General features: G+C 71.4%; 12 protein-coding genes. All 12 read right to left on the bottom strand.

The features are described from left to right. Positions 1-1,569, bottom strand: a 1,569-nt coding sequence (locus AC1D15_RS08540; protein WP_477825643.1) for an ATP-binding protein, incomplete at its 3' end; no start/stop codon positions are given. After that, positions 1,566-2,519 (bottom strand): Bug family tripartite tricarboxylate transporter substrate binding protein, encoded by a 954-nt coding sequence (locus tag AC1D15_RS08545; RefSeq protein WP_477825644.1) that lies wholly within the window; start codon positions 2,517-2,519, stop codon positions 1,566-1,568. The genes AC1D15_RS08545 and AC1D15_RS08540, both read right to left, overlap by 4 nt. A gap of 159 nt (positions 2,520-2,678) precedes the next feature. Beyond that, positions 2,679-2,981, bottom strand: coding sequence for a putative quinol monooxygenase (locus tag AC1D15_RS08550; RefSeq protein WP_477825645.1), 303 nt, complete (start codon positions 2,979-2,981; stop codon positions 2,679-2,681). Then, the gene (locus tag AC1D15_RS08555; RefSeq protein ID WP_465113464.1) at positions 2,978-3,658 is read right to left on the bottom strand and encodes a type 1 glutamine amidotransferase domain-containing protein; all 681 of its coding nucleotides are present in this window, start codon (positions 3,656-3,658) and stop codon (positions 2,978-2,980) included. Before AC1D15_RS08555 ends, AC1D15_RS08550 begins: the two co-directional genes overlap by 4 nt. A 17-nt stretch (positions 3,659-3,675) precedes the next feature. Beyond that, positions 3,676-4,089 (bottom strand): GFA family protein, encoded by a 414-nt coding sequence (locus AC1D15_RS08560; RefSeq protein WP_477825646.1) that lies wholly within the window; start codon positions 4,087-4,089, stop codon positions 3,676-3,678. A 125-nt stretch (positions 4,090-4,214) separates the two neighbouring features. Further along, entirely contained in the window at positions 4,215-5,045 is an 831-nt protein-coding gene (locus AC1D15_RS08565; RefSeq protein WP_477825647.1) for a phosphodiesterase, read from the bottom strand. Between the two features lie 23 nt (positions 5,046-5,068). Beyond that, entirely contained in the window at positions 5,069-6,127 is a 1,059-nt protein-coding gene (locus tag AC1D15_RS08570) for an ABC transporter ATP-binding protein (protein WP_477825648.1), read from the bottom strand. Further along, complete coding sequence (locus AC1D15_RS08575; RefSeq protein WP_477825649.1) at positions 6,111-6,917, bottom strand: ABC transporter permease; 807 nt, start codon at positions 6,915-6,917, stop codon at positions 6,111-6,113. Before AC1D15_RS08575 ends, AC1D15_RS08570 begins: the two co-directional genes overlap by 17 nt. Next, entirely contained in the window at positions 6,914-7,711 is a 798-nt protein-coding gene (locus AC1D15_RS08580; protein WP_477825650.1) for an ABC transporter permease subunit, read from the bottom strand. Before AC1D15_RS08580 ends, AC1D15_RS08575 begins: the two co-directional genes overlap by 4 nt. Continuing rightward, positions 7,708-8,715 (bottom strand): ABC transporter substrate-binding protein, encoded by a 1,008-nt coding sequence (locus AC1D15_RS08585; protein WP_477825651.1) that lies wholly within the window; start codon positions 8,713-8,715, stop codon positions 7,708-7,710. The genes AC1D15_RS08580 and AC1D15_RS08585 overlap by 4 nt, the downstream gene beginning before the upstream one ends. A gap of 32 nt (positions 8,716-8,747) precedes the next feature. Further along, positions 8,748-9,749: a substrate-binding domain-containing protein gene (locus AC1D15_RS08590; RefSeq protein WP_477825652.1), complete on the bottom strand. Its 1,002-nt coding sequence runs from the start codon at positions 9,747-9,749 to the stop codon at positions 8,748-8,750. A 97-nt stretch (positions 9,750-9,846) separates the two neighbouring features. Beyond that, the coding region (locus AC1D15_RS08595; protein WP_477825653.1) for a nicotinate-nucleotide--dimethylbenzimidazole phosphoribosyltransferase at positions 9,847-10,513 on the bottom strand (667 nt) is incomplete at its 5' end.

Genomic DNA, 10,513 nt, shown 5'->3' on the forward strand with positions numbered 1-10,513 from the left:
GCCCAGCCGCGGGTCGCCCGCGGGCGAGAACGCCCAGGCGAGCGCGCCGCGCACGTCGTCGACGCGGTGGCCGTGCGCGGCCACCCAGTCGGCGCTGTGCTGGTGGCGCGCCTCGCGTTCGACGCGCGCCAGCACGTCGACCAGGTGCTCCGCATGGCGCCGGTGCAGGTCGCTCGCCTCCCCGCTGTCGTGCAGCTTCTGCGTGGCGAAGGCGCGCGTGGTGTCGAGCAGCCGGTAGTGGACCTCGGCGCCGCGCACGTCGGCGCAGACCAGCGACTTGGCCGTCAGGCTCTCGACGGCCGCCACCATGTCGCAGTCGTCGCCGGCCAGTGCGGTGGCCGAGGCCAGCGTGAACGAACCGGCGAAGACCGCCACGCGGCGCAGCGCCATGCGGTCGTTGGGCGCCAGCAGGTCGTGACTCCAGGCGAGCGCCGCCGCCAGGCTGCGGTGCCGCGGCGCCACGCCACGTTGTTCGAGCCCGAGCAGGCGCAGCCGGTCTTCCAGCAGCAGCGACAGCTCGCGCAGCGTGAAGGCCTCGACCCGGGTCGCGGTCAACTCGATCGCCAGCGCGATGCCGTCGAGCCGCTCGCAGATGCGGGCGACGACGGGTGCATCCGCATCGGACAGGCTGAACCCGTCGAGGCAGGCCGCGGCGAGCTGAACGAACAACTCGACGGCAGGGAAGGCCAGCGCCTCGTCGGCGGTGAGCTGCGCATGCGGCGGCGGCGCCGGCAACGGGGCCAGGCGGTGCACCGTCTCGCCGCGGATGCGCAAGGGCTCGCGCGTCGTCGCCAGCACCAGCACGCCGGGCGCGCCGGCCACGATGCGATCGACCAGCGCTGCCGCCGCGTCGAGCAGGTGCTCGCAGCCGTCGAGCACCAGCACCAGCCGGCGCGGGCGAAGCGCCGAGACCAGCGCGTCGGCCGCATCGTCGCCATGGATCGCGAACCCGAGCGCGTTGGCCACCGCCATCGGCAGGAAGCGCGGATCGGCCAGCGGGCCCAGGTCGACGAAGTGCGCGCCGTCCGGATGGCCTTCGGCGAGTGCCGCGGCAACCGCCAGCGCAACGCTGGTCTTGCCGATGCCGCCGGCACCGGTGATCGTCACCATGCGCCGCTCGGGCAGCGTGCGCGCCAGTGCCGAGACGACCTCGGCGCGGCCGACCAGGCGCGTGGCGGACTGCGGCAGGCCGCTGCTGCGCGCCGGATGGGCGCTGCCGTCGCGCTCGTCGGTGTCCATGCGGCGCACCGGCGCGACGAAGCGATAGCCCAGCCCGGTGACGTTGGCGATGTAGCGGTGACCGGGCCGGCCATCGCCGAGCGCACGGCGCAGCCCCGCGATCGTGACCTTCAGGTTGCTCGGCTCGACCACCATGCCGGGCCAGGCGCGCGCCATCAGGTCGCGCTTGCTGACGAGGGTGCCGGGCGATTCGACGAGCGTGCGCAGCACCTCGAGGGCCCGGCTGCCCACGCGCACCGGCGTCTCGCCTTCGAGCAGCAGCTGTTGCTGCGCCAGCAGGCGGAACGGCCCGAAGCAGAAGACCCGGTGGGCGGATGCGGGGTGGTTCATTGGGGCTCGATGCCGGCCGCGTGGATCAGGCGCTTCCAGCGGCGGCGGTCGGCAGCGACGAAGGCCGCGACCTCGCTGCGCGGCATCGGCGGGTACGGGATCAGGCCCTTCGCGGCGACCGCCTGCTGCACCGCGTCGCCGGCCAGCGTCGCCGCGATCGCGCGGTTCAGCCGGTCGAGGATCCCGGCCGGTGTGCCGGCCGGTGCGAACAGGCCGTTCCAGGTCGACACCTCGAACGCCAGCCCCAGCAGGCTGGCGACGCTGGAGACGCCCGGCAACCACCGCAGGGCTTCGGTGTCGCACGACGCCAGCACCCGCAGCTTGCCGGCGGCCACCAGCTGCGACACCGCACTCCACGAATCGACCATGAAGGTGGTGCGGGYCGCCACCAGGTCGGCGGTGGCGAGCGGGCCGCTGTAGGGGATGTGCGCGAGCCCGGCAGCACCGACCTGGCGCACGAACAGCGCCGCGGCAATGTGGCTGGCGGTGCCGTGGCCATACGACCCGTAGCTGCTGCTCGTCGCGTGCCTGCGCAGGTGAGCCACCAGCTCGTGCAGCGTGCCGATGCCCTGCAGGCTGCCGACCACCACCACCAGCGGCTGCCGCACGGTCAGCGCGATCGGCGCGAAGGCCTGCTCGGGGTCGTAGGGCAGGGCGGTGAAGAGGTGGGGATTGATCGACAGCGGCGTGGCCGTCGTGTAGAGCAGCGTGTTGCCGTCGGGCGCCGCGCTCGCGACCGATCGCGCACCGATGGTGGCGCTGGCACCGGGCAGGTTCTCGACGACGAACCGGCGGCCCAGCCGGGTGCCCAGGTCCGCTGCGAGCAGCCGGGCGAGCTGGTCGGTGGCGCCGCCCGGTGCGAACGGGACGACGAAGGTGACGGTGTCGCCCGCCAGGCCAGGCGGCCGCGCCCGGCCGGGCAGCGACAGCGCCAGGGCGGCGCCGGCCACGGCCTGGAGGGCCTGCCTGCGCGAAACGTGCGTGAGGGGCAGTCCGAGGTTGCGCATCCCGAGCCGAGAAGTACTCGCGTCCAGAAGGGACGCATTCTCTGCTCAGTGCATCTTCAACACCACCCTCTTCTGTCGGGTCAGGGCCTCTGTCGGGTCATCTCACTCGATCGATCGCAGCAGTTCGACCCGGCGGTTCGACAGCAGCGGAAGGATGCGCTGCACCACCACGCCCTGGTAGTGCGCCGAGGCACGGTGCGCCTCGATCGCGGCCTGGTCGCGGTAGCGCTCGACCAGCAGCAGCTCGCCGGGCGGGTCGATGCCGCGGAAGACGTCGTAGCCCAGGCAGCCCGGCTCGGCGAGCGTGGGCGGGCGCAACTCGGCGACCAGTGTCAGCACGCTGTCGACCGCGCCGGCATTCGCCTGCCAGCGTGCGACGACGGTGATCGGTCCTGTCGTGTTCACCGAAGATCCTTGCGGAGAACCTCCACGATCGCCTGCGCGAGCGGGCCGGCCGACGCCGGGTTCTGCCCGGTCATCAGCCGCCCGTCGACGACGACCCGGGGCTGCCAGACCGCGGTCGACTCGTACTTCGCGCCTTCCTCGACCAGGGCGCTTTCCAGCGCGAACGGCACGTCGTCGCTGGCATAGCCGTCTTCCTCGGCATTCGAGAACGACGTGAGCCGCCGCCCGCGCACCAGCGGCGTGCCGTCTTCCAGCCTCACCCCGAGGAACGCGCACGGGCCGTGGCAGACGGCGGCCACCACGAGGCCGGCGTTCCAGGCGCGGGCGACGGCGCGCTTCACGTCGGGATCCGTCGCGATGTCGGCCATCGGGCCCAGCCCGCCGGGGATGAAGACGGCGTCGTAGTCCAGCACGTCGACCTGGGACAGCCGGCGGCTGCGCGCCATCCGCCGGATCGAGCGGCTTGCGCGAAAGGCGCGATGCGCGGCGTCCTTCTCGTCGAAGGCATCCTCGTGCGGCTGGCCGCCCCGCGGCGACACGTACTCCACCGCGACGCCGGACTGGTCGAAGACCTCGAACGGGTGGGCCACTTCCGAAAAGAAGAAGCCGGTGGCGCGGTGGTGGGGGCCGATCACGGCCGTGTTGGTCATGATGAACAGGACGTGCGGGACGCTCATGGGGATCTCCTTGAATTTCAGTGCGGCATGCCCTCGAACTGCGGCAGTTCGAGCGGGAGGGCCCACGCCAGGCGGCGCTTCGTGAACATCTCGACCATCGGTTCGATCCCTGCCGGCTGGTCGAGGCTGCCGAGCGTGACGAAGACCGTTCCGGGGAAGCTCTCCAGGTGGGTGGAAAACACCCGCGCACCGCAGTCAGGGCAGAAGTTCCGATCCAGCCCCTTGCCCGACTCGGCGATGTAGTGAAACGCCTTGGGTCGGCCGCTGATCAACCTGAAGTCGCTCTCGGGCACGCCGAAGAAGGTGGCGGCCTCGCCCCCGGTGGCGCGCTTGCAGTCCAGGCAGTGGCACACGGCAACGAAGCCGGGATCGATGTCGAACTCGAACTTGACACTGCCGCAGGCACATTGCCCCGTGTGCTTCTTCGCCATGACACGCCCCTTCGCTCGGATGCCGACGAGTGTAGGAAGGCGGGCCGCGGCAGGTGGTTAATTCGGGTCAAACGATGGCCGTGGAACATTGACCGCGCTTTACCACCGTCATCGCCCGGAAAACCTCAGTCGATCAATTGACCGTCATCCGCGTGGAACGGAAACGGCCCCTCGAACCGGCCGATCGGCATGGCATGGCTGACGACGTCCCCCTCCTCGGACCACGCGTGCACCAGAAAGCCGGGCGGCTCCATCGCGAACGCCGAGGGTGCGTCTTCGGCGAGATCCAGGCACACTTGGTGCGCCGTCGACGGCGCCGTCATCGCGATCGTGTTCGCCCACGGCGCCTGGATCAGGCGATGCAGGTGCCCGCAGATCACGCGGCGCACCTGCGGATGGCGGGCGACGACAGCCGCCAGCGCACCGCCTGGATCGCGCAGCCCGATCTCGTCCATGTGCCCGATCATCGTGCGGAACGGCGGGTGGTGCATCGCGATGAGGGTGGGCGTCACCGTGTCCTGCGCCAGCAGCTGCGCCAGTTGCTCGAGGCGCGCCGCGCAGACCTCGCCGTGAGAGGCACCCGGCACGACGGTGTCGACCGTGACCAGCCGCAGCCCGCCGAGGTCGACCGCGTACTGCACGAACGGCGTGCCGTTGCGCAGCCAGGCGTGCCCGGGGAATGCCCCGCGCAGCGCCTCGCGTTCATCGTGGTTGCCGGGCAGCAGGTAGATGGGGCACTCGATCGGCTGCAGCAGCTCACGCAGGTGCTGGTACTCGTCGGGCCGGCCGAAGTCGGTCAGGTCGCCGGTCAGCACCACCGCCTGCGGCGCCTGCTTYAGCCGGCCCACCGCCTGCACGGCCTCGCGCAGGAAACGGGCCGTGTCGACGCGGCCGTAGGCCTGGGTGCCGGGCAGCTTGATGTGCGGATCACTGAGTTGGACGAGCGTTCGGATCATGGGGGCTTCACGGTGGGGTTATTTCACGATGAGGTGGCGGGCATCAGGTGCGCCGGATTCACGTCCAGGCCCACGGCGTCCCCGGCCACGAACGGCGATTCCTTGCCGGCCTCGCAGAGGATCTCACCCTGGTCGGGCGTGTGCAATTGCAGCTGCACCCGCTCGCCGAGGAAGACGCGGCGCGCGACCTGCGCCGCGCCGCCGGGGTGCAAGGCGATGTCTTCCGGCCGCAGCAGCAGCTCGGCCGCAGCGGCGCAGCCGGGCGGGCAGGGCAGCACCTGGCCGGCGAGGCGCACGATGCCGTCCGACACGTCCTGCGCACTGCGGCGCAGGCGGTTGACGCGCCCGAGGAACTCGGCGACGAAGGGGTGGGCGGGCCGCCGGTACAGCGACTCGGCATCGCCCACCTGCACGATGCGCCCGGCGTGCATCACGGCCAGCCGGTCGGCCAGCGCCATCGCTTCATGCTGGTCGTGCGTCACGTGCACGGCGGTGATGCGCAGCCGGCGCAGCAGGCCGGCGAGCTCGCTGCGCACCGATTCCTTCAGCTTGGCGTCGAGCGCGGTCAGCGGCTCGTCCAGCAGCAGCACGCGCGGCTGCACCGCCACGGCACGGGCGAGCGCGACACGCTGGCGCTGCCCGCCGGACAGCTGCGCCGGCCGGCGCTGCTCCAGGCCGTTCAGGCGCACCAGGTCGATCAGCTCGCCGACCCGGCGGCGCACCTGCTCGCGCGGCAGGCGCCGGATCGCGAGGCCATAGCCGATGTTGGCTTCGACGCTCATCTGCGGGAACAACGCATAGTGCTGGAACACCATGCCGACGCCGCGGGTCTCGATCGGGCGCCGGGTCACGTCCTCGTCGTTGAAGCGGATGCTGCCGCCGGCGTCGGGCGCGACGAGGCCGGCGATCACGCGCAGCAGCGTGGTCTTGCCGCAGCCCGAGGGGCCGAGCAGTGCCAGCACCTCGCCCGGCTCCACCTGCAGCGAGGTGGCCTGCAGCGCTGGCGCGGCGCCGCCGTAGGTCTTGGCACAGCCGAGCACCGCGATGCGGGTCGGGGCGGAGGGTTCAGGCAGCGGAGCCATGTTTTCTTTCGATCCGGTGGGCCACCGCCTGCATGCCCCAGAGCACCGGCAGGATGACGAGGAAGAACAGCAGCGTGTAGGCCGAGCCGATCTCGATGCGCATCGACGCATAGCTGTCGGCCAGGCCCACCGGCAGCGTGCGCGTGAGCGGCGTGTGCAGCATCCAGGTGAGGTTGAACTCGCCCATCGACAGCGTGAACACCATCAGGCAGCCGGCGACGATGGACGGGGCGACAGCAGGCAGCAGCACGCCGAGGAAGCGCTGCGCGAAGCCCGCGCCCAGCGAGCGGGCCGCTTCGTCGAGCGAGGCCAGCTCATCGCGCCGGAAGGCCGCTGCCACGGTGCGCACCATGAAGGGCAGCGTGAAGATGACGTGCCCGACCAGCACGAAGGCGAAGCTCTGGCGAAAGCCGCGCAGCTCGCCATACGCCAGGATCAGCGCCAGCGCGGTGGCCAGCCCCGGCACCGCGACGGGCAGCGTGATGAGCTCCTCGAAGGCGCGGGCCGCCCGCGAGCGGCTGCCGGCCAGCGCCCAGGCGCACGGCACGCCGGCCGCCAGCGTGCAGGCCACGCAGGCGAGGGCGAGCAGCACCGAGCGCCACGCGGTCGAGCCGTACAGCGCCCAGACCTCCAGCAGCCAGCGGGTCGTGAGCCCGCTCGCCAGCCCGGCGCTGAAGTTGTTGACCAGCCCGGCGCCGACCGACAGCAGCATCGGCAGCACGGTAAAGACCGTGACGAGGGCGGTGAGGCCCAGCAGCCACGGCGATTCGATTCGCTGTAGCTGCCTCATGCCGCCGCTCCCGCCGGCCGGGCCGCCACGCGCTGCGCCACGAACAGCACGGCCCAGGTCATCAGGCCGAGCGCCAGCGACAGGCTGGCGGCGGTCTTGAAGTTGGCGTAGTTGGTGAACTCGTTGTAGATGGTGATGGGCAGCACCTCGAAGCGGCTGGCCAGCGTGAAGGCGGTGCCGAAGGCGCCCATCGCGGTCGCGAAGATCATCGCGCCGCTGGCCATCGCGGTCGGCGCGAGCGCCGGCAGCCACACGTCCACGGCCACCTGCCAGCGCGATGCGCCGAGCGAGCGCGCCGCTTCTTCCAGCTGCGGCTCCAGCGTCTCGGCCGCGGCGGTGAACGCGGCGACCGCCCTCGGCAGCGAGAAGTACAGGTAGGCGAGGAACAATCCCGCGAAACCGTACGCGAACGTGATGCGCTCGCCGAACAGCGATTCGCTGATCGACGCGACCGGCCCTTGCCGGCCGCCGATCAGGATCACGAAGAAGGCGACCACCACGCCCGGGAACGACAGCGGCAGCGTCAGCACCGACAGCAGCAGGCGCCGTCCGGCGAAGCGCCGGCGCCCGAGGTACAGGCCGACGCCGGCGGCCAGCAGCAGCGCGGCCGCCGTGACCGCGAGCGAGAGTCCGGTGGTCTGCAGCAGGCTGCGCAGGTAGCGCGGCTCGGTGAGCACCGCGGCATAGGCGGCCCAGCCGCCGGCCGCGGGCAGGGCGGCCAGCCGCGCCATCGGCAGCAGCCAGAAGGCCGCGAACAGCGCGACCGCCGGCGCCAGGCAGAACGCAGCGATCACTGGGCTTCGCGCAGGTAGCGTTCGGAGAAGGCCTTCTGCACGTCGGCCATCTTCACGTAGTCGACCGGCTTCGCGCGGGCGTAGTCGGCGGCCGGCAGGAAGCGCGACTGCGCATCCTTCGACATCGCCGAGGCGCGCACCGGGCGCAGGTAGGCGTTGGCCCAGATCGCCTGGCCTTCGTTCGACAGCACGAAGTCGAGCGTCTTGCGGCCGTTGTCGCCGTTCGGGTTGTGCGCGGTGAGGCTCATCACGTAGGGCACGACGACCGAGCCTTCGGCCGGGATCACGAACTCGACGTTGGCCTTGTCCTTGTACTTCGCGCGGTAGGCGTTGAAGTCGTAGTCGAGCAGGATCGCGATCTCGCCCGACAGCACGCGCGAGTACGAGGTCTGCTTCGGCACGATCGGCTCGTTCTTCTGCAGCGCCTTGAAGTACTCGATGCCGGGCGCGAAGTTGTCGAGCGTGCCGCCGCGCGCCTGGTTCACCGCCACCGCACCGACATAGCCGACAAAGGCCGAGGCCGGATCGAGGTAGCCGACCAGGCCCTTGTACTGGGGCTTGAGCAGGTCGGCCCAGCTGCGCGGCACCGGCTTGCCCTTCAGCGCGTCGACGTTGACCATGAACCCGAGCGTGCCGGAGTGGATCGCGAACCAGTGGCCCTCGGGATCCTTCAGGCCGTCGGGGATCTCGGCCCAGGCCGCCGGCTTGTACGCGGCGGTCACGCCTTCCTTCTTGGCCTGGATGCCGAAGGTCACGCCGTAGTAGGCGACGTCGGCCACCGGGTTGGCCTTCTCGGCCACCAGCTGCGAGAGCGTCTGGCCGGAGTTCTTGTTGTCCGGCGGCACCGTGATGCCGGTCTTCTCTTTCAGCGCGCGCAGCTCGCTTGCCCAGTCGGCCCATTCCGGCGGGCAGTTGTAGCAGATGGCCGTCTGCGCGAACGCACCGGCGCTGGCCAGCAGGGCGGCCGCGGCGACGCCGCGAAGGATGAGGCGAAGGGGTTTCATCGGGGTACTCCTTGGGTGGACTTCAGGGGATGTCAGGAAAGGGATGGCATCGGGCCGAGCGACTCGAGGGCGCGCAGTTGGTGGGCCAGCGTCATGCTGTCGGCCGCGCTCGGGAACCCGCCGCGTTCGATGGCGCCGACCAGCCAGCGCACGCACTCGTGGCCGATGCCAGCATTGGGTTGGGCGATCGACGCGAGCGACGGGCTTAGGTCGGCGCCGATGCCGATGCCGTCGAAGCCGACGACGCTGAGGTCCGCCGGCACCGACAGCGCGGCCAGCGCCGCGGCGCGCAGGCAGCGCACCGCCAGCAGGTCGTTCGAGCAGACGATCGCGGTCGGGCGCACCGGCCTGCGCAGGCGCACGGCGAGGGTGTCGGCAGCCGACACGACGAACGGCACCTCGATCAGTTCGGGCCCGGCATCGATCGCGCGCATCGCCTCCTCGTAGCCCCCGAAGCGCTGGCGCGCCCGGTCGGAGGCCGCGAGCGTGCCGCTGAGCATCGCGATGCGGCGGTGGCCGTCGCGCACCAGCCGCTCGACCAGCTCGCGCATCGCGACGCGGCCGTCGACCGAGACGCAGGGGTGGTCGGCATGCCGGTTGTAGGCCAGCACGTAGGGCAGGCCGGCGCGCCGCAGGTGATCGAGCGTCGCCGACCCGGCGGCGTTCGCCACCGTCAGGATGACGCCGTCGACCGCTCGCGCGATCAGGGCCCGCGCGCCGTGCTGCTCACGCTGCTCGTCGTAGTCGGTGGTCGCGGGAAGGATCGAGAAGCCGGCCTCGGCAGCCGCCATCGCGATGCCGGCCAGGCACTCGGCGAAGACCGGGTTGTGCAGCGTCGGCAGCAGCACGCCGAGCGTCCGGCTGCGGCTGGTGCGCAGCGTTCGGGCGCTCAGGTTCGGCACGTAGCCCAGCGCGTCGGCAGCGGCTGCGACGGCCTGGCGCGTGGCGGGCGTCACCAGGTCGGGCGAGTTGAAGGCGCGCGACACGGTGGCGATGGACACGCCCGCTCGTTGGGCGACGGCAATGATGCTCACTCGGGGGACCGGGGCTCGATGTAAAGGTTTTCATTGGAGCCGCGTGTCGTGACGGCCGCATGACTGCGGCGTGACATCCCGTCGTGTTGACAGGCCCCTAGTCGGCCTGTGCCGCTGCACCGAGCAGCTGTTCAGCCGCTTTCAGCAAGGGCCAGGCGAGCACGGCGTTGCAGCTTTCGCTCGTGCACAGCGCTGCATCGAGCAGGGGCTCGGCGCCCAGGATCTGCAACCACCGTGCGTGCCCGTTCGCCGGCGAGCCATGCGAGAAGACACAACACTCCAGAAGTGCCGGTGCCAGCCTGGCGGCAACCGCCACGGCCGCCGTCGTGATGAACCCACCGACGACGATCACGCGGCGCTGTCGCGCCGCCTGGAGCACCGCCCCGACGAGCGCGGCGATCTCCAGGCCCCCCAGGGCTGTCAGGGCTGCCACCGGGCTGGAGATGCCGGCATGCAGATCCAGTGCGCCCTGCAGCACCGCGAACTCCCTCGCCCGACCCGCATTGCCGAAGCCCGTGCATTCGGCGATCGGCACGCCGGTGAGCCGGCTCATCAACAAGGCAGCCGCCTCGTTGCCCATGCCGGTCTCTCCCAGCAGCAACACATTGCCCGGCAGCCGGGTGACCAGGCGGGTACCGCGCGCCATCGYGGCACGGCATTGCCCGACCGTCATGGCGGCACCCCGGCTGCTGTCCAGGGTGCCCCGCGCCATCTTGATCCGGATCAACTGCAGGTGCGGCTCGAAATCGGCGTGCAAGCCGCAG

The organism is Rhizobacter sp. P2_H2, assembly GCF_056403375.1.